This window comes from Bacillus cereus group sp. RP37 (assembly GCF_040459695.1).
Taxonomy (GTDB): domain Bacteria; phylum Bacillota; class Bacilli; order Bacillales; family Bacillaceae_G; genus Bacillus_A.
In genome coordinates, this window is the sequence record NZ_JARVHP010000001.1 from 1,632,633 (window position 1) to 1,653,335 (window position 20,703).

A 20,703-nucleotide genomic window follows, 5' to 3' on the forward strand; every position below is an offset into this window, starting at 1 on the left:
GTCTTGGACGGTGAATATATGGTGGTTGTAGAGTTTCCCCTGGTGTCTCTACAATTTTAGTGAAATCAGTGTTTGAAAGATTTTTAAACCAGGCAACAACATGAAGAGAAAAGAGAATGAGTCTGTTAAAGTATTTGCTCTTGGTGGAGTAGGTGAAATCGGGAAAAACATGTACTGTGTTGAAATTGATTCTGAAATCTTTATTGTAGATGCAGGGTTAATGTTCCCAGGAGATGAAATGTTTGGAATTGATATCGTTATTCCTGATATTACATATTTAGTGGAAAACCAAGAGCGAGTAAAAGGTTTATTTATTACTCACGGTCATGAAGATCATATTGGTGGTATTGTTTACGTACTTCGTAAATTATCTATTCCAGTGTATGCAACGAAATTAACAGTAGGACTTATACAAGAAAAACTTGGCGAAGCGGGTATGTTAGGCCGTGTAGACTTAAAAACAATCGACTCAAATTCAACAGTAGAGTTTAATACTACAACAGTGTCATTCTTTGGAACGACACATAGTATTCCAGATTCTGTTGGTGTTTGTTTCCATACATCAAAAGGTGCTATCGTATATACAGGAGACTTTAAATTCGATCAAACTCCAATTGGAAATAGTGGAGCAGACCTTGGGAAAATGGCACAAATCGGAAATGAAGGCGTACTATGCTTATTATCTGATAGTACAAATGCTGAGCGTCCAGGCTATACAGGTTCTGAAAAAGAAGTTGGTGTAGAAATTTCTAAAGTGTTCTACGGCGCAGAAGGACGTATTATTGTTGCTTCATTTGCATCGAATGTACATCGTATTCAACAAGTATTTGATGCAGCTGCTGAAACAGGGCGAAAAGTAGCGGTTGTAGGACGTAGTATGGTGAAAGTAGTAGATATCGCAAGACGTCTTGGTTATTTAGATGTTCCAGAAGGTATGGTTATTTCACTACAAGAAGTAGATAATTTCCCAGAGAAAAAGGTAGCTATTTTAACGACAGGTAGCCAAGGTGAACCGATGGCAGCCCTTTCTAGAATGGCGAAGCAAGCTCATAAACAAATTTCAATTCGTAAAGGTGATACGGTTATTATTGCGGCTTCTCCAATACCGGGTAATGAAATATCTGTATCGAAAATTATTGACTTGTTATTTAGAGCTGGAGCTGAGGTTGTTTATTATGGTGAAAGAAAAGTTCACGTTTCAGGTCACGGTAGCCAAGAAGAATTAAAATTAATGTTAAATTTAATGAAACCGAAATATTTTGTACCCGTACATGGTGAGTTTCGTATGCAAAAAGCACATGCATATTTAGCTGAAGATGTAGGTATTGCAAGAGAGAATATCTTTATCGTAGAAAAAGGCGATGTGATTGCTTTTGGTGACGATGAAGCAAACTTAGTTGGCAAAGTACAGGCTGGTAATGTGTTAATTGATGGATTAGGTGTAGGTGACGTTGGTAATATCGTTCTTCGAGATAGAAAAATGTTATCTCAAGATGGAATATTAGTAGTTGTTGTAACACTTGGTAAAGATGAAAAGAAAATTATCTCTGGTCCAGAAATCATTTCACGTGGTTTTGTGTATGTTCGTGAATCAGAAGCGTTAATTGACCGCTCTACAGAGATTGTACGTATGATTGTTGAGCAATCGATTAAAGAGTATTCAATTGAATGGTCTATGTTAAAACAAAATATTCGTGAATTATTAGGACAGTTCTTGTACGAAGAGACAAAGAGAAAACCTATGATTTTACCGATTATTATGGAAGTATAAAAAAGATCACCTTTACGGGTGATCTTTTTTCTTTTTTAACTCTATCGAATGAAATTTATAACTTAAGAAATAATAGTTATATACGAGTGAAAGGGGATGCGATATGACAGAACGTGATCGTTATACAAATGAAGGGAAAGAGGCTGAGCCGAAAGAAACTGGGAAAGAAGCTTCAATAGTGGAAAAAATTCAACAACTTGGACAAACGAATGTACCGCAAATGAATGAATCGCGTATTCATTGTTTAACAATCATTGGGCAGGTGGAAGGTCATGTTCAGTTGCCACCGCAAAATAAAACAACAAAATATGAGCATATTATTCCGCAAATTGTTGCGATAGAACAAAATCCGAAAATTGAAGGTTTGCTTTTAATATTAAACACAGTTGGAGGTGACGTTGAAGCAGGGCTAGCAATTTCTGAGATGGTAGCTTCGCTTTCGAAGCCAACGGTATCTCTTGTTCTGGGTGGGGGACATTCTATCGGTGTACCAATTGCCGTCTCTACGGATTATTCATTTATTGCGGAAACTGCGACGATGACAATTCATCCCATTCGTCTAACAGGTCTTGTAATCGGTGTGCCGCAAACATTTGAGTATTTAGATAAAATGCAAGAAAGAGTCATACGATTTGTGACGAAGCATTCAAAAGTAACGGAAGATCGTTTTAAAGAGCTTATGTTTGCGAAAGGGAATTTGACGCGAGATATTGGGACGAATGTAATTGGTGGAGATGCAGTGAAGTATGGTCTTATAGATGATGTCGGTGGTATTGGAAATGCGATCCGAAAATTAAACGAATTAATAGATGCTCACGGAGATGATAGTACAGAAGGGACAATGTTACAATGATTTTATATACAATTATGCCAGAGCAACTTGTATATCCAGCCGATTATTCGCAATGTGAAAGCCAAAAAGTTGTAAATATAAACGGTGTTGAATTAATGGTTTCTGAAGAAGAACATGGGTGTTATTCTATTGTACGTGTGTTAAGTACGGATCCGCTTCACTACTTAGAATTTGAGCCTGGCCAGAAAATAACCTTTTAGCAAAAAGAAGGATTTTGTTTAGAAGCTATGGTATAATATAAAAAACAAGACGGTTGAGCAGCCATGAGAGGGCTGCTTTCTTCTGTTTATTTAACAATTTACAAGAAGTGTAAAAATAGAAGAGATAAGACCTGAAAAAATAGAGAAAACAGACATATAAGTATAGTTTTTTTTAGGAAGTTCCTACTTATATGTAGAACACGGGGTGAAGAAATGGCAAAACAAAAGCAAAGAGGGACGAAGGCAAAAGCAAGACGCACGATAAAGCCAACTTTGTATTATGAAATCGTCGGTTTAACTCTTTTTGCACTTTCAATCATTACGATTTTACAGCTAGGCGTTGTAGGGAAATCGTTTGTGTTATTTTTTCGCTTCTTCTTTGGTGAGTGGTACATAATTGGTGTGTTAGGTGTAATAGCTTTATCGGTTTCGTTCGTTATCAAACGTGGATGGCCGAACCTTTTAAATAAACGGTTAATCGGTTTTTATTTAATAGTATTGGCGATATTAATGTTTAGTCATATTACATTATTTAACCTTCTTACGAAAGATGGAGCAGTGCAAAATACGTCTGTTATTGTGAGTACGAAAGATAACTTCTTTCTTGAAATGAAAAAGGGTCCAGATAGCGTTCATTTAGGCGGTGGTATGTTTGGGGCGCTTATGTTCGCGACATGTTACTTCTTATTTGATGAAGTAGGTGCTTATATTATTGGCATTATTTTAGTGATTCTCGGCATACTTTGTATAACAAATAAGCATATTGGGGAAGTACTTGCCCCTGTAGGAAGAATTCTTAGAAGTCAACTTGAAGTAATGCAAGGGGATTATAAAGATTGGAGATCCAAAAGGACGGCTGAACAAACAGAAAAGAAAAAAACAACAAGAAGCACAAGGAGCAAACGTGCTGCAGAACAAGAAGAAATTATTGAGCCGATGGAAGAAATCTCAATTGACCCTCCAATAATTTCGAATTTCACTGAGAATTATCCAGTAAATGAAGAAGAGGATAAACGAATTCGTGAAGAACAGGAAGCAGAGTTGATAACTTCACCGTCTATTGAAGAGGCTCCGCCTGTTGAAGAATCTAAGAAAAAGCGTGGAGAAAAGATTGTAGAATCTTTAGAGGCGGAAACAAGTGCCCCGCCAATGCAATTTTCAAATGTAGAAAATAAAGATTACAAGCTTCCTGCAATTGATATATTAAAATTTCCTAAGAATAAGCAAGTTACAAATGAAAATGCAGAAATTTATGAGAATGCTCGTAAATTAGAACGTACATTCCAAAGTTTTGGAGTGAAAGCGAAAGTAACAAAAGTACATAGAGGTCCTGCAGTTACAAAATATGAAGTGTATCCTGATATGGGAGTAAAGGTAAGCAAAATCGTCGGTTTAAGTGATGATTTAGCACTTGCTTTAGCTGCGAAAGACATTCGTATTGAAGCACCTATTCCCGGGAAATCAGCTGTAGGGATTGAAGTTCCGAACTCAGAAGTTTCTATGGTAACGCTTAGAGAGGTTCTTGATTCTAAGGCTAATAATCATCCGGAAGAGAAGTTGTTAATTGGTCTTGGACGAGATATTACAGGTGAAGCTGTATTAGCCCGTTTAAATAAAATGCCCCATTTACTAGTAGCTGGTGCGACAGGTAGCGGGAAAAGTGTATGTATTAACGGTATTATTGTTAGTATTTTAATGCGTGCAAAACCACATGAAGTAAAATTAATGATGATTGATCCGAAAATGGTAGAGTTAAATGTATATAACGGTGTGCCTCACTTATTAACACCAGTTGTAACTGATCCAAAAAAAGCATCACAAGCTTTGAAAAAAGTCGTGAGTGAAATGGAACGTCGTTATGAGTTATTTGCTCATAGTGGCACGCGTAATATTGAAGGATACAATGATCATATTAAAGAACATAATAGTCAATCGGAAGCGAAACAACCGGAATTACCTTATATTGTAGTAATTGTGGACGAGTTAGCAGATTTAATGATGGTTGCTTCATCGGATGTAGAGGATGCAATTATGCGCTTAGCACAAATGGCCCGTGCGGCTGGTATTCATTTAATTATTGCAACGCAGCGTCCATCAGTTGATGTTATTACGGGAGTTATTAAAGCGAATATCCCATCACGTATTGCATTCGCGGTATCTTCTCAAACAGATTCTCGTACAATTCTTGACGGTGGTGGTGCAGAGAAACTACTAGGTCGAGGAGATATGCTGTTTATACCAATTGGTGCATCCAAGCCTGTACGTGTACAAGGTGCATTTTTATCAGATGATGAAGTTGAGAGAGTTGTAGAATATGTTATTGGTCAGCAAAAAGCGCAATATCAAGAAGATATGATTCCGCAAGACGTTCCTGATACGAAGCAGGAAGTAGAAGATGAACTATATGATGAAGCAGTTCAGCTCGTAGTAGAAATGCAAACAGCATCTGTTTCTATGTTGCAACGTAGGTTTAGAGTTGGTTATACGCGAGCTGCCCGTTTAATTGATGCAATGGAAATGAATGGTGTAGTAGGTCCGTATGAAGGTAGTAAACCACGAGAAGTGCTCATTAATGATGTGCAAGAAAAAAGTTCATAAAAAAAGCCTAATTGTTTTTACAATTAGGCTTTTTTATATACTGGTTTTGTTATATACTATATTCAGCGATAAAGAAAGGGCTTACATTTAAAGTGATTCTTTAGAATACGAATACTTTGGTGTGGTTTTTTGTGAACGTTCGATATTTAATGTAGAAAAATGTTAAATTTTGTTGACACGTATGGGAGCAAGTGGTAAGATTACTTCGAAAAGAATCACTGCCTCATATAATCTTGGAGATAAGGTCCATAAGTTTCTACCTGGCAACCATGAATTGCTGGACTATGAGGGGAAAAGTGTGTAACAAAGGATGTAAGAGATCTTTGTGCCGAACTTTTTCTCGAAATGAGGAATGTTTATGGTGCAAAGTTTTTTTTATGCGGTAAAGAGTGAAAATTTCATCTTAAAAAATTATTAATATTTATTCGACAATTATGCTTATTTTTAGTATTTAGTGATTTTATTATGTTGTAAGTTGAAAAAAGAGAAAAGAAGTCTTACATCAGAGGTCGAATAATTGAAATGCGGGGGAGTCTTATGTCAGTAAAATCCGATAGTCGTCACCTATATTTACGGGTGATTGATCACATCAAAGAAAAAATTAAAGATGGAGCTTACAAAGAAAGACAGAAGCTACCATCAGAGTTTGATTTAGCGAAAGAACTTGGCGTAAGTAGAGCGACTTTAAGGGAAGCACTGCGTATTTTAGAAGAAGAAAATGTTGTCATTCGTAGACATGGTGTAGGAACATTTGTAAATGCCAAGCCGTTATTTTCTTCAGGGATTGAACAACTTTCTAGTATTACAGATATGATTTCTAGTGTGGGGAAAACACCAGGAACTATCTTTTTATCATCATCTACAACAAGTTTAACAGAAGAAGAAAAAGAGAAGTTTAATAGTGAAGATGGTTTTAATGCAGTGATGATTGAGCGTGTACGTACAGCAGATGGGGAACCTGTTGTATATTGTATCGATAAACTTGCAAAAGAAATATTGCCAGATTTATCGGGTTACAATGAAGAATCGTTACTAACGGTGATACATAATAACACGCATAAGCGCATAACATATGCGGTTGCTCATATCGAGCCAATTGGTTATCATCCGAAAATCTCACCGATTTTAGAATGTGAGCCAGAAACAGCACTGCTAGTATTGAAACAAATGCACTATGATCAAAATGATGAGCCAATCTTATATTCTATCAATTACTTTAGAGCTGATAAATTTAGCTTCCACGTATTAAGAAAGCGTATGTAGGAAAATTCCTTTTTAGGGAGGTGACAGCAAGAAGTAAGGGACAGCAGCGTAAGAATAAATAAACATATATCATTTTTGGAGGGGTTTCTAGTATGAAGAAAAAAGCAGGCCTTTTATTATCATTAACATTAGCAGCAAGTACAGTTTTAGGTGCATGTGGTAACTCGGATAAGGCGAGCAGTGATAAGAAAGACACGAAAGACAATAAAGACTTCAAGGTTGGTCTCGTAACGGATGTTGGGGGCGTTGATGATAAGTCATTTAATCAATCTTCTTGGGAAGGGTTACAAAAGTTTGGTAAAGATAATGGTTTAAAAGAAAAGACAAATTATCGTTACCTTCAGTCTGAAAAAGAAGCTGATTATATTCCGAATTTAAAAAAATTCTCAAAAGATAAATATGATTTAACATTCGGAATTGGTTATAAATTAGAGGGTGCAATTAAAGAAGTAGCAAAAGAATCTTCAAAACAACAATTTGCAATCGTAGATACTGTTGTAGATGCACCGAACGTAACGAGCATTACATTTAAAGATCATGAGGGATCATTCCTTGTAGGTGCGGTAGCAGCTATGTCAACAAAATCGAATAAAGTAGGATTTGTTGGTGGAATGAAAAGTGATTTAATTAGTAAATTTGAAAATGGATTTAAAGCTGGTGCAAAGGCAGTAAACCCAAACATTGAAATCGTATCTGAATATGCAGAAGCATTTGATAAACCTGAAAAAGGTACAGTTCTTGCTTCAGCAATGTACGGTCAAGGTGTAGATGTAATTTATCATGCTGCTGGTGGTACAGGTAACGGTGTGTTCACTGAAGCGAAAAACCGTAAGAAAAAAGGTGAAAATGTTTGGGTAATCGGTGTTGACCGTGACCAACATCAAGAAGGTATGCCTGAAAATGTAACATTAACTTCAATGATAAAACGCGTTGATGTAGCTGTAGAAAAAGTAGCTAAAGAAGCAAAAGATGGAAAGTTAAAAGGTGGAAAAATTGAAGCGTTTGGCTTAAAAGATGACGGTATTGGTATTTCAAAAACAACTGATAACGTGAAAAAAGTTAACCCTGAAATTTTAACAAAAGTAGAAGAATTTGAAAAGAAAATTACAGACGGTGAAATTAAAGTACCGGCTACAGATAAAGAGTATAAAGAATATGAAGCTTCTCTAAAAAAATAAATAGAGAAATAGCAAAGGTTAGTTCATAGAACTAACCTTTGTATGTATAAAACTTCCGAATTGCTTAATAAGTTAATAGTGTAATAGGGGAATGTTCCCTGTTAAAAGGAGGAACACAATGGAATACGTAATTGAAATGAATAATATTACGAAAGTATTCCCAGGCATTGTAGCGAATGATGATATTACGCTGCAAGTAAAACAGGGTGAGATACATGCTTTACTTGGAGAAAATGGTGCAGGGAAATCCACATTGATGAATGTACTATTTGGTTTGTACCAACCAGAACAAGGTGAAATTAAAATTAAAGGAAAGTCTGTAAACATTACCAATCCGAATGTGGCAAATGACCTTGGTATTGGAATGGTTCATCAGCACTTTATGCTTGTTCATAATTTTACAGTTACAGAGAATATTATTCTCGGAAATGAACCGAAGAAAAAAGGGAAAATTGCTGTTGAGGAAGCTGCGAAGGAAATTCAAAAACTGTCTGAACAATACGGCTTAGCTGTAGATCCATATGCGAAAATACAGGATATTTCAGTTGGTATGCAACAGCGTGTTGAGATTTTGAAAACTCTTTACCGCGGTGCAGAAATTTTAATATTTGATGAACCGACAGCTGTGTTAACACCACAAGAAATTCATGAGCTAATTCAAATTATGAAAAAGCTTGTGCAAGAAGGAAAATCTATTGTTCTAATTACACATAAGTTGAAAGAAATTATGGAAGTTTGCGATCGTTGTACGATTATTCGTAAAGGAAAAGGGATTGGAACGGTTGACGTTGCAAATACGGATGAAAATAAACTTGCAGAATTAATGGTCGGACGTCAAGTGAATTTTAAAACAGAAAAAATAGACGCGAAGCCAAAAGAAGAGGTACTTTCAATTGCAAACCTTGTTGTTCACGATGCACGTCAACTACCTGCTGTAAAAGGCCTTGACTTAACTGTTCGTGCGGGGGAAATTGTTGGGATTGCAGGAATTGATGGAAACGGACAAAGTGAATTAATAGAAGCAATTACTGGTTTACGAAAAGTTGAGTCAGGTTCTATTGCAATTAGAGGAAAAGAAATAACAAATTGGCCTGTTAGAAGAATAACAGAAGAGGGAATTGGTCATATTCCAGAAGATCGTCATAAACACGGACTCGTTCTTGATTTTTCTGTTAGAGATAATATAGTTCTGCAAACGTACTATAAAAATCCGTTTTCAAAGAAAGGGATTTTAAATTTCAGCAAAATTACAGAAAAAGCAAAGGCTCTTATTGAACAGTTTGATGTACGTACACCTAGTGAGCAAACGTTAGCACGAGCTCTATCTGGGGGGAATCAACAAAAAGCAATTATTGCACGTGAAGTAGACCGTGATCCAGATTTATTAATCGCGGCACAGCCAACACGTGGTTTAGATGTAGGAGCAATTGAATTTATTCATAAGAGATTAATAGAGCAAAGGGATAAAGGAAAAGGTGTATTACTTTTATCACTAGAGTTAGATGAAATCTTAAATGTTAGCGATCGAATTGCTGTTATTTATGAAGGGAAAATTGTAGCAATAGTTGATGCGAAAGAAACGAATGAACAACAGCTTGGATTGTTAATGGCTGGAGGAACAAAGAAGGAGCAGGTGGGTACCAATGGCTAAAAAACTTTTAACAGAGCGAACGATAAATATTTTAGTCCCAGTACTATCCGTTATTTTCGGCTTACTTGTAGGAGCAATTGTAATGCTAGTTAGTGGCTATGACCCAATTGTTGGTTATAGTGCACTTTGGACAGGTATGTTCGGTAGCGCAAGTGCGATTGGTGAAACGCTTCGTACAATGATACCGCTTATTCTTGCTGGTTTATCGGTGGCGTTTGCATTTCGTACAGGTTTATTTAATATCGGGGTAGAGGGTCAATTGTTAGTTGGTTGGCTTGCGGCGGTTTGGTTCGGTTATGCAGTCTCACTACCAGCTTTCCTTCATATTCCATTATCTATTTTATTCGCAGCATTGGTAGGCGGAATTTGGGGCTTCATTCCGGGATATTTAAAAGGGAAGTTTCAAGTGAATGAAGTTATTGTAACCATTATGATGAACTATATCGCGTTGTATGTAACATATGACATTATTAAGCGTTTCTTACATGCGGGTAATGACAAAACGTATGATATTAAAGAGAGTGCGTCACTATCTTCAGACTGGCTTGCTTCTATTACTGATGGTTCACGTCTACACTGGGGAATTATTGTAGCAATTTTAATCGCTATTTTAATGTGGTTCTTATTAGATAGAACAACTTTAGGTTACGAATTAAAGTCGGTAGGATTTAATCAGCATGCTTCTCAATATGCAGGTATGAAAGTTTCTCGTAATGTAGTATTCTCCATGACAATTGCTGGTGCATTTGCGGGGATTGGTGGAGCGATGGAAGGATTAGGAACATTCCAGAGTATGACAGCGATGTCTTCGTTTACAGGAGTAGGATTTGACGGGATTGCTGTAGCATTACTTGGAGGGAATAATCCGTTTGGTATAATCCTTTCAGCTTTATTATTTGGTGGTTTGAAAAGTGCTTCCCCTCAAATGAACTTTGAGGCAGATGTACCATCAGAGCTTATTAATGTAATTATTGCATGTATCATCTTCTTTGTTGCATGTAGTTATGTGTTAAGATGGGCGCTTACACGCATGAGCAAGGAGGGGAAATAAATGAGCTTTTTAGATATATTAGCCATTCTTGTGACGGGTACGTTATATACATCAGCACCTATAATTTTCACAGCATTAGGTGGTGTATTTAGTGAACGATCGGGTGTTGTAAATATCGGATTGGAAGGACTAATGCTATTTGGTGCATTTATTGGAGTAGTTACAAATTTATTAATGGGTGATACTTGGGGAACGATGACTCCATGGATTGCGTTATTATTTGCGGCAATTGGTAGTGGATTATTTGCATTACTTCATGCGGTAGCCTCTATTACATTCCGAGCGGATCAAGTTGTAAGTGGTGTAGCGATTAACTTTTTATCTCTTGGTTTAACAGTATTTGCAATTAAGAAGATTTTTGATAAAGGACAGACTGACTTTATTCAGTATCGTATTGAAAAGATTGATATTCCAGGCCTTTCGGATATTCCAGTTTTAGGGAAAATATTTTTCTCGAACGTACCAATAACGTCGTATATTGCCATTATTTTAGCATTCGTTGTTTGGTATGTTATTTATAAAACACCGTTTGGTCTTCGTCTACGTGCTGTTGGTGAACACCCAATGGCAGCGGATACGATGGGGATTAACGTATATAAAATGCGCTATATTGGAGTCTGTATATCAGGAGTGTTTGCTGGAATTGGTGGAGCGATTTTTGCAATGTCAATTTCTAATAACTTCTCAGGGGCAACGATTACAGGACAAGGTTTCTTAGCTTTAGCTGCTATGATTTTTGGAAAGTGGAATCCACTAGGCGCACTAGGTGCAGCTCTATTCTTTGGTTTTGCGCAATCTCTTAGTGTAACAGGTGGAACAATTCCTGTATTAGATCAAATCCCAAGTGTTTTATTAACGATATTACCATATGTATTCACAATATTAGCGCTTGTTGGTTTTGTAGGTCGTTCTGAAGCTCCGAAAGCATTAGGAACTCCTTATGAAAAAGGAAAACGATAAGTATAAAAAAGCTCGCACATTAGTGCGGGCTTTTTTACATAGAATATATGTAATACGGAATTTTACTATGTTCCTTACATATTACAGTTTTTAGAAAGAGTCGAATGTAAGTATAGTGAGGAAGAAAAGTTGATTTTTCATTTCTAAAAACTGTATATTGAAGAGGAATATTCCTATATACGTAAAGGAGGGCTATAAATGAAACTGATGGAACAACAGTTACATGAGTTAGGTGGTTTACGAGTACATATTATTCCAACTGATAAATATAAAACAAATACTTTTGTATTTCGTTTGAAAGCACCTTTAAATGAGGAGACGGTGACAGAGCGTGCCCTATTGCCATACGTATTGCAAAGTGCGACAGAAAAGCTTCCTTCTGTAATTCGTCTTCGTCAATATTTAGAAGAATTATACGGATCTTCTTTGGCAGTAGATGTAAGTAAAAAGGGAGAAGACCATATCATCTCTATTTATGTAGACATTGCAAATGAAGTATATTTACGTGATGCACCACCGTTATTTGAAAAAGCGCTTTCTATGTTATCGGATATCGTTTTACATCCAGCAACAGAGGGGAACAGTTTTTTACCTTCTATCGTAGAAAGTGAAAAGAGAGCGCTCTTGCAACGAATTGAAGCTACGTATGATGATAAAATGCGCTATGCAAACGAGCGTTTAATTGAAGAAATGTGCAAAGTAGAACCGTATCGATTAAGTGCAAATGGAAAAAAAGAGAGTGTTGCATCTATTACAAATGAAAGTTTGTATCAATATTATCAAAAAGTGTTAGCGGAAGACGAAATGGATCTATACATTATTGGTGATATTTCAGAAAATGCAGTTGATCTTGTAAGTAAGTATTTTTCTATTTCAGCACGTCCTGTGAGAGAGCGAAATGTACTTCTTCATAAGAGAAATAATGAAGAAAAAGAAGTTGTTGAAAAACAAGAATTAAAACAAAGTAAATTACACATCGGTTATCGTACGTTTATTACGTATAAAGACGAAGATTATTTTGCACTGCAATTGTTCAATGGATTGTTTGGAGGATTTTCTCATTCAAAGTTATTCGTTAATGTTCGCGAAAAAAATAGTTTAGCGTACTATGCAGCATCCCGCTTTGAAAGTCATAAAGGCTTATTGTTTGTCATGTCAGGAATCGAAGCGAAAAATTATGAAAAAGCAGTTGAGATTATTAAAGAACAACTGTTGGCGATGCAAAATGGTGATTTTTCTGAAGAAGAGATGCATCAAACAAAAAGTGTTATTCAAAATCAAATATTAGAGGCGATTGATACGCCGCGCGGATTTGTGGAAATGCTGTATCATGGTATTATTTCAGACCGTACGCGTCCTGTTGAAGAATGGCTTACAGGTATTGAAAGTGTGACGAAAGAAGAGATTGTGAAAGTTGCTAAAAATATTGAATTAGATACAATTTACTTTTTACATGGAACGGAGGGAGAATAAATGGAGAAAATTGTTTATGAGCAATTAAAAGAGACACTCTATTATGAAAAACTTCCTAATGGATTAGATGTATATATTTTACCGAAGCGAGGATTTAATAAAACATTTGCAACGTTTACGACAAAATATGGTTCTATGGATAATACATTCGTACCACTAGATAAAGAAGAAATGATTCGTGTGCCTGATGGAATTGCTCATTTTCTTGAGCATAAATTATTTGAAAAAGAAGATCACGATGCTTTCCAATTGTTTAGTAAACAAGGGGCATCAGCAAATGCTTTCACATCTTTCACAAGAACAGCTTACCTGTTTTCGTGTACATCAAATGTAGAACAAAATTTAAATACACTGTTAAACTTCGTACAAGAGCCTTACTTCTCTGAAAAAACAGTTGAAAAAGAGAAGGGGATTATTGGGCAAGAAATTCAAATGTATCAAGATAATCCAGATTGGCGCTTATACTTTGGATTAATTGATAGCTTGTTTGTAAAGCACCCAATTAAAATTGACATTGCAGGGACAATTGAGTCTATTAGTAAAATTACGAAAGACCTATTATATGAATGTTATGAAACATTTTATCACCCGAGCAATATGTTATTATTTGTTGTGGGGGCAATTGATCCAGAGAAAACAATGGATTTAGTACGTGAAAATCAAGCGAAAAAAGATTATAAAAACCAGCCAGAAATTGTACGTTCGTTTGAGGAAGAACCAAATGAGGTAAATGAAAAGAAGAAAATTATTTCAATGCCTGTACAAACACCGAAATGTTTAGTTGGTATTAAAGCCACAAATTTAAAAGAAAAAGGGAAAGCCCTTTTAAAACAAGAAATTGCGCTTACGTTACTTTTAGATTATTTATTTGGGAAAAGCTCCGTTCATTACGAATCTTTATATAATGAAGGACTTATTGATGATTCGTTCTCGTATGATTATACGGAAGAGAATAACTTCGGTTTTGCAATGGTTGGCGGTGATACAAAGAAACCTGATGAGCTGGAAGAGCGTTTGAAAGGTATTTTATTAAACACAAATTATGATCAATTAGATGAGGCGGCATTAGAACGAGTAAAGAAAAAGAAAATAGGTGGCTTTTTACGCTCCCTGAATTCACCGGAATATATTGCAAATCAATTTACACGATATGCGTTTAATGAATCGAGTCTGTTTGAGGCATTGACTGTATTAGAAAGTCTAACTGTTCAAGATTTACAAGAAGTAGCTAAATTATTACTATCAGAAGAGAAAATGAGTGTTTGTCAAGTTTTACCGAAAAAATAAAAGGTTTCATAATAATACCCTCATCTTATCATTGATAAATTGTAAGATGAGGGTATTATTTATTTGTAGGATAAAGATTTTGATGGGATAAGAGAGGAATTATATGAAAAAGTATGCATTAGTAACTGGAGGAAGCGGAGGGATTGGCTCTGCTATTTCAAAACAATTAATTCAAGATGGATATACAGTATATGTTCATTATAATAACAGTGAAGAGAAAGTGAATGAGTTGCAGAAAGAATGGGGTGAAGTGATTCCTGTTCAAGCGAATTTGGCTTCTAGTGATGGGGCAGAGCAATTGTGGGGACAAATTGAACATCCTCTTGATGTTATCGTATATGCAGCTGGGAAGAGTATCTTTGGACTAGTAACAGATGTAACGAACGATGAATTGAATTATATGGTAGAACTTCAAGTGAAGAGCATCTATAAACTATTATCAATGGCGCTGCCATCTATGATTCAGCGGAGAAGCGGTAATATTGTACTTATTTCGTCTATATGGGGACAAATTGGCGCATCATGTGAAGTGCTTTACTCGATGGTAAAAGGTGCACAAAATTCATATGTGAAAGCTTTAGCAAAAGAAGTTTCATTAAGTGGATTAAGGGTTAACGCGGTGGCACCAGGTGCAATTGAAACGGAAATGTTACATGTATTTTCAGAAGAGGATAAGAATGAAATTGCTGAAGAGATTCCGCTAGGGCGATTAGGATTACCAGAAGAGGTAGCGAAAACAGTGTCATTCCTCGTATCACCAGGAGCATCTTACATAACTGGACAAATTATCGGAGTGAATGGCGGTTGGCATTGCTAAAAAATTCTTACATAAAAAATGAAAAACTGCACAAATTAAGCATGATTCTATTACTAAGTAGTGAGGTGCTTACACATGTCAGTTTTAGATAATTTTGATCAATGGAAGAGCTTTTTAGGAGAACGTTTAGAACAAGCATCAGGAAAAGGTCTTGATGGTGGTGCTGTATCAGATATGGCATTCCGTGTTGGTGATTATTTAGCAAATGAAGTAGAAGCGCGAAACGATCAAGAGAAATTATTGTCTGAGCTATGGAAAGTTGCTGATGAACAAGAGCAACATACAATTGCAAACTTAATGGTGAAGTTTGTACAACATAAGTAAAAAAATAGAGAGGAGAATCTCCTCTCTATTTTTTTTGTATAATAATAACGCGGGATAGATTATACATTTAGCTTCCCTATTAAGGTGAAATCATATAATATAGTACGTAGGTGTAAAGTAAGCAAGGGGAGTGATCTTGGATGATTGAATGGTATTTTGAATATGAAATACATAAAAACCGACCTGGCTTGCTTGGTGACGTTTCTTCGTTAATCGGTATGCTCGGCATTAATATTGTCACAATTAATGGTGTAGATAATGCACGACGTGGATTACTCCTTATGTGTGATAATCAAGAGCAAATCTCTAGACTTGAATCAATTTTAAATACGATGGATAACATAACGGTAACGAAATATCGTCCGCCAAAGCTAAGAGATAAGCTAGCAGTTAGACATGGTAGGTACATACAACGAGATGCAGATGATAAAAAGACATTTCGTTTTGTACGTGATGAATTAGGGTTACTTGTAGATTTTATGGCTGAAATCATGAAAAAAGAAGGCCATAAACTAATCGGGATACGAGGAATGCCTCGTGTCGGAAAAACAGAATCCATTGTTGCCGCAAGTGTTTGTGCAAATAAAAGATGGCTATTTGTATCATCTACTCTTATTAAGCAAACTGTTCGTAGTCAATTGATTGAAGATGAGTATAGCGACGACAATATTTTCATCTTAGATGGAATCGTGTCAACAAAGCGTGCTAACGAAAGGCATTGGCAGCTTGTTCGTGAAATTATGAGATTACCTGCAACGAAAGTTGTGGAACATCCTGACGTATTTGTGAGTCAGTCAGAATACACATTGGATGATTTTGATTATATTATCGAGTTGCGTAACGATTATGATGAAGAAATTCAATATAATTTAGTAGATGAAATTGAGCAAGGTACGCAAAATAATTTCTCTATGTTTGACTTTTAAAGAAATATTGAGGTGTTAGTAGTGACGGAATTAGGACAAAAGCTGAAAGAAGCAAGAGGAACGAAAGGCTTGTCTATTGATCAGCTGCATGAGAGTACAAAAATTCAAAAACGCCATTTAGTAGCGATTGAGGAAGGCAATTATGATGTATTGCCAGGAGCTTTTTATGCGCGTGCATTCATTAAACAATACGCAGAGGCGGTTGGGTTAAATGGAGAGGAACTGCTTGTAGAATATCAGAGTACGATACCACAATCTGAAAAACGCGATGTTCCACAAGTATCAACTGGACAAAAAACACAAGAAACAATGCAAAAAACTTCATCATGGCCAATTGCAGATCATATGCCGAAAGTTTTAGTTGCGCTATTAGTAATTGCATTTGGAGTGGTAATTTGGTTTGTTTTCCAAGCGTTAACTGGAAAAGGTGATGAGAAAGTTCCGAATGCTCAAAGTGAGAAAATTGAAGTTAAAAAAGCAGAAAACTCTCCGCTAGATACGAAGAAAGATGAAGTGAAAGCAGAAGAGCCGAAAAAAGAGGAACCAAAAAAAGAAGAGCCTAAGAAAGAAGAACCAAAGAAAGAGGAACAGCCAACTGGACAACAAGAAGTGAAAGTAGTTGGAACAACTGGTAAAGTATCTACTTTGGAAATTCATAATAATAAAACATTAGAACTGGAAATATCGGGTAAAGGTGCGAGTTATGTAGATGTTAAAGATGATGCTGGGAATGTGATTCTAAACACTACAGTACAAGAGGGCCAAATAGAAAAACATAATGTATCAACAGTAAAAGAAGTGCGACTTAATATTGGAAATGCAACGAATGTTGAAGTTAAACTGAATGGCCAAGTGGTCGCTTATCCATTGGATCCAGAAAAAGAACTTCACCAAAGATTGGTGATAAAAAACCAAGGGATAGAGCAACCTGCACAATAACAGTCATCGCTTCGATGACTTTTTTCAATGAACAAATGTTTTTGATATGATGGAGGAATAGCTGTGAATTTACCAAACAAAATTACAATATCTAGAATCTTCTTAATTCCAATTTTTATGGTAATTATGTTAGCACCCTTTGATTGGGGTTCATACACAATTGGTGATGTTGATTTGCCAATTCAACATTTAGTAGGAGCACTTATCTTTATTGTTGCTTCGGCTACAGATTGGATTGATGGACATTACGCAAGAAAGTATAATCTTGTAACGAATTTAGGGAAATTTCTTGACCCGTTAGCGGATAAATTACTTGTTTCGGCAGCACTTATTACATTAGTTGAGATGCAATACGTACCTGCTTGGATTGTTATTATAATTATAAGTCGAGAGTTTGCAGTAACAGGTTTACGCCTTGTACTTGCTGGAACAGGGGAAGTAGTTGCGGCAAATCAGCTAGGGAAAATTAAGACATGGACACAAATTATCGCGATTGCAGCATATTTATTACACGATGTACCTTTAAATTTAATCCATATTCCGGTGGCTGATATCTTTATATGGATTGCATTAATCTTTACTGTTATTTCAGGGTGGGATTATTTCTGGAAAAATAGAGCTGCTTTTGTAAACTCAAAATAGAAGTTTATGGGGGAATTGGGATGAATGCTGAAATTATTGCGGTTGGAACTGAATTATTACTTGGACAAATTGCAAATACAAATGCCCAGTTTTTATCTGAAAAGTTAGCTTCAATTGGAATTAATGTGTACTACCATACTGTAGTTGGAGATAATAACAAGCGATTACAGCGGGCGATTGAAGTTGCGGAAGAACGTGCTGACATGCTTATTTTCACAGGTGGATTAGGCCCGACAAAAGATGATTTGACGAAAGAAACGATATCTTCTAGTTTGGGTGAAGAGCTTGTGTATGATGAAAAGGCATTAGCCTCGATAAGCGATTACTTTAAGCGTACAGGTCGCGAGTTCACAGAGAATAATAAAAAGCAGGCGCTCGTTTTGAATGGAGCAACTGTATTTGCGAATGATCACGGCATGGCACCTGGTATGGGGTTAAATAAGAACGGGAAAGTTTATATTTTATTACCAGGACCACCGAAAGAGATGAAGCCGATGTATATAAGTTATGTAGAGCCTTTTTTACGTAATTTTACAACAGGAGAAAACATTTATTCTCGTGTGCTTCGCTTTTTTGGGATTGGGGAATCTCAATTAGAGGTGAAAGTTCAAGATTTAATTGATGGACAAATGAACCCGACAATCGCCCCACTTGCGAATGATGGAGAAGTGACACTACGTTTAACTGCCAAACATCAAAATGCTGATGAAGCGGCGAAACTCATTCAGCATATGGAAGATTTGATTTTAGAAAGAGTAGGAGAATTTTTCTACGGGTACGATCAAGAATTTCTGCATGATAAGGCGATAAAGTTATTGAAGAAAAAAGGATTAACTTTAGCGTGTGCAGAAAGTTTAACCGGTGGTCTCTTCGGCAATCAAGTAACAGAAAGTGCTGGTGTGTCTTCAGTATTTAAAGGCGGTGTCATTTGTTATCATAATGATGTGAAGCAACATGTTTTACATGTACCTGAGGAAGTATTGTCTACTGATGGTGCAGTTAGTAAAGAATGTGCTCGTTATCTTGCTGAAAATGTTAAGGGCCTATTAAAAGCGGATATCGGAATTAGTTTCACTGGGGTAGCAGGACCAGATGCTTCAGAACATAAAGAGCCGGGAACAGTATTTGTTGGATTGGCGATTAAGGATGAGTCAACTGTAGTCTTTCCTCTTCATTTAAGTGGAAGTCGTCAACAAATTAGGGAACGTTCGGCGAAATATGGATTTTATCATTTGTATAAAAAGCTAGAAGAGATGTGAGTCTCTTCTAGCTTTTTTTAATGCTTAAATGCAGTTTTATTAATTGGAAAATAAAAAAATCGAATAAATGTTCGATTTTTGTTGGCAAATTGAATTGAAAATAGGTATAATAAGATTAGCAATTCAGTTAAGGAGGAATTTTGAATGAGTGATCGTCAAGCGGCGTTAGATATGGCGTTAAAACAAATAGAGAAGCAATTCGGTAAAGGTTCAATTATGAAATTAGGAGAACAAGCGGAGCGTAGAATTTCTACAATTTCAAGTGGTTCTTTAGCACTTGATGTGGCACTAGGGGTAGGCGGATACCCACGTGGCCGTATTATCGAAATTTATGGACCAGAAAGTTCAGGTAAAACAACAGTTTCATTACACGCAATCGCTGAAGTACAGCGTCAAGGTGGACAAGCAGCGTTTATTGATGCGGAGCATGCAATGGATCCTGTATATGCACAAAAATTAGGCGTTAACATAGATGAATTACTATTATCACAACCTGATACAGGGGAGCAAGGACTAGAAATCGCAGAAGCACTTGTACGAAGTGGCGCGGTTGATATTATCGTAATTGACTCTGTAGCAGCTCTTGTACCGAAAGCTGAGATTGAAGGAGACATGGGTGACTCACACGTAGGTCTACAAGCTCGTTTAATGTCTCAAGCACTTCGTAAGCTGTCAGGTGCAATCAATAAATCAAAAACAATCGCAATCTTTATTAACCAAATTCGTGAAAAAGTTGGGGTTATGTTCGGAAATCAACCACAAGTTGCTTAATCAGAGCGTAGTACTTGAATCTTTATTTGTCTTCTTCATTTAAGTCTTTATAAGGGATTTCTTATAAGGAGAGATTAAGGTGGCAGTGACAATCGGAAATAGAACTTATCGAAACATAGAACAATGGCAAGTGGATTTTATCGCGACACATGCGGAGAGAAAATTAAAAGATATAGGTAAAGAAATTAATCTGGATGAAAGGCGAGTAGGTGAAATATTAAAGTTACTCGGAATTAAAAGAACCAGACATAGGAAGATTTATTTACCTAAAACCGCAGAAGTTGAACAGGAGTTAAAAAATCCATATTTATCACATGTTGAAATTGCCGTTAAGTATGGCGTATCCGATACATGTGTTGCTAAAAGGAGAAAAGAGCTTAATGTAAAGGTCAGAAAGAAAAATTATGATACTTTACTGGAACAACAGGTCGAACAGATATTATTAAGCTTAGATCTGGCGTTCATTAAGCAAAAAAGAATCGATAAGTGGTCCATTGATTTCTACTTAGGTAGAAAATATTGTTTAGATGTCCATGGGAAATGGGCACACTCACTCAACAAAATAAAAGAACGAGATAAAAGAAAACTTTTATTTATGGAAGAGAGCTGCTATAAATATCTTGTTATACATGAAGAAGAGTTAGTAAATAAAGAAAAAGTGGCACAAAAGATTAAGGAGTTTACCATGGGTTTCCCTTGCTAGTGATAGCATGTTAAAAAACCTTGTGAACCTTATTGCC

18 protein-coding genes, 1 pseudogene and 1 riboswitch are annotated in these 20,703 nt (G+C 36.2%); all 19 genes and pseudogenes read left to right on the forward strand.

Annotated features, from left to right (window positions below):
* The first annotated feature begins 100 nt into the window (after positions 1-100).
* The 19 genes and pseudogenes from QCI44_RS08745 to QCI44_RS08835 all read left to right on the forward strand — a co-directional run bounded on the left by QCI44_RS08745 (position 101) and on the right by QCI44_RS08835 (position 20,666).
* A complete protein-coding gene (locus tag QCI44_RS08745) occupies positions 101-1,771 on the forward strand; it encodes a ribonuclease J (RefSeq protein WP_000823084.1) in 1,671 nt (556 codons plus the stop codon).
* A 103-nt stretch (positions 1,772-1,874) separates the two neighbouring features.
* Positions 1,875-2,624: a translocation-enhancing protein TepA gene (tepA, locus tag QCI44_RS08750; protein WP_016135234.1), complete on the forward strand. Its 750-nt coding sequence runs from the start codon at positions 1,875-1,877 to the stop codon at positions 2,622-2,624.
* Positions 2,621-2,824: a YlzJ-like family protein gene (locus tag QCI44_RS08755; protein ID WP_000605020.1), complete on the forward strand. Its 204-nt coding sequence runs from the start codon at positions 2,621-2,623 to the stop codon at positions 2,822-2,824. Before tepA ends, QCI44_RS08755 begins: the two co-directional genes overlap by 4 nt.
* 213 nt (positions 2,825-3,037) lie before the next feature.
* Positions 3,038-5,422, forward strand: coding sequence for a DNA translocase FtsK (locus QCI44_RS08760; protein ID WP_016086637.1), 2,385 nt, complete (start codon positions 3,038-3,040; stop codon positions 5,420-5,422).
* 203 nt (positions 5,423-5,625) lie between these two features.
* A riboswitch (purine riboswitch) is annotated at positions 5,626-5,727 on the forward strand.
* 232 nt (positions 5,728-5,959) lie between these two features.
* A complete protein-coding gene (locus tag QCI44_RS08765) occupies positions 5,960-6,685 on the forward strand; it encodes a GntR family transcriptional regulator (protein WP_000114176.1) in 726 nt (241 codons plus the stop codon).
* Between the two features lie 92 nt (positions 6,686-6,777).
* The gene (locus QCI44_RS08770; RefSeq protein WP_000725769.1) at positions 6,778-7,863 is read left to right on the forward strand and encodes a BMP family lipoprotein; all 1,086 of its coding nucleotides are present in this window, start codon (positions 6,778-6,780) and stop codon (positions 7,861-7,863) included.
* Positions 7,864-7,981: 118 nt separating this feature from the next.
* Positions 7,982-9,514, forward strand: coding sequence for an ABC transporter ATP-binding protein (locus QCI44_RS08775; protein ID WP_000456926.1), 1,533 nt, complete (start codon positions 7,982-7,984; stop codon positions 9,512-9,514).
* Positions 9,507-10,565, forward strand: a complete 1,059-nt coding sequence (locus QCI44_RS08780) for an ABC transporter permease (protein ID WP_001085254.1) — start codon at positions 9,507-9,509, stop codon at positions 10,563-10,565. The genes QCI44_RS08775 and QCI44_RS08780 overlap by 8 nt, the downstream gene beginning before the upstream one ends.
* On the forward strand, positions 10,566-11,525 hold the full coding sequence (locus QCI44_RS08785) for an ABC transporter permease (RefSeq protein WP_000008857.1): 960 nt from the start codon (positions 10,566-10,568) through the stop codon (positions 11,523-11,525).
* Positions 11,526-11,723: 198 nt separating this feature from the next.
* Positions 11,724-12,998, forward strand: coding sequence for an EF-P 5-aminopentanol modification-associated protein YfmF (gene yfmF, locus QCI44_RS08790; protein WP_016135232.1), 1,275 nt, complete (start codon positions 11,724-11,726; stop codon positions 12,996-12,998).
* Positions 12,999-14,285 (forward strand): EF-P 5-aminopentanol modification-associated protein YfmH, encoded by a 1,287-nt coding sequence (yfmH, locus tag QCI44_RS08795; protein ID WP_016135231.1) that lies wholly within the window; start codon positions 12,999-13,001, stop codon positions 14,283-14,285.
* 103 nt (positions 14,286-14,388) lie between these two features.
* The gene (gene ymfI / locus QCI44_RS08800; protein ID WP_016086640.1) at positions 14,389-15,102 is read left to right on the forward strand and encodes an elongation factor P 5-aminopentanone reductase; all 714 of its coding nucleotides are present in this window, start codon (positions 14,389-14,391) and stop codon (positions 15,100-15,102) included.
* A 75-nt stretch (positions 15,103-15,177) separates the two neighbouring features.
* Positions 15,178-15,426 (forward strand): DUF3243 domain-containing protein, encoded by a 249-nt coding sequence (locus tag QCI44_RS08805; RefSeq protein ID WP_000114455.1) that lies wholly within the window; start codon positions 15,178-15,180, stop codon positions 15,424-15,426.
* Between the two features lie 140 nt (positions 15,427-15,566).
* Positions 15,567-16,352 carry a DUF3388 domain-containing protein gene (locus QCI44_RS08810; RefSeq protein ID WP_000574107.1) on the forward strand — a complete coding sequence of 262 codons (786 nt, stop codon included), beginning with the start codon at positions 15,567-15,569 and terminating at the stop codon, positions 16,350-16,352.
* Positions 16,353-16,373: 21 nt separating this feature from the next.
* Positions 16,374-17,291, forward strand: coding sequence for a helix-turn-helix domain-containing protein (locus tag QCI44_RS08815; protein WP_016086641.1), 918 nt, complete (start codon positions 16,374-16,376; stop codon positions 17,289-17,291).
* A 63-nt stretch (positions 17,292-17,354) separates the two neighbouring features.
* Positions 17,355-17,933 (forward strand): CDP-diacylglycerol--glycerol-3-phosphate 3-phosphatidyltransferase, encoded by a 579-nt coding sequence (gene pgsA, locus QCI44_RS08820; protein WP_001052973.1) that lies wholly within the window; start codon positions 17,355-17,357, stop codon positions 17,931-17,933.
* A gap of 20 nt (positions 17,934-17,953) precedes the next feature.
* On the forward strand, positions 17,954-19,192 hold the full coding sequence (cinA, locus tag QCI44_RS08825) for a competence/damage-inducible protein CinA (RefSeq protein WP_016135230.1): 1,239 nt from the start codon (positions 17,954-17,956) through the stop codon (positions 19,190-19,192).
* A 144-nt stretch (positions 19,193-19,336) separates the two neighbouring features.
* Positions 19,337-19,945, forward strand: a pseudogene (recA, locus tag QCI44_RS08830) (recombinase RecA); the annotation flags it as partial.
* A gap of 97 nt (positions 19,946-20,042) precedes the next feature.
* Positions 20,043-20,666 (forward strand): PDDEXK family nuclease, encoded by a 624-nt coding sequence (locus tag QCI44_RS08835; protein WP_000301531.1) that lies wholly within the window; start codon positions 20,043-20,045, stop codon positions 20,664-20,666.
* Positions 20,667-20,703 lie beyond the last annotated feature (37 nt).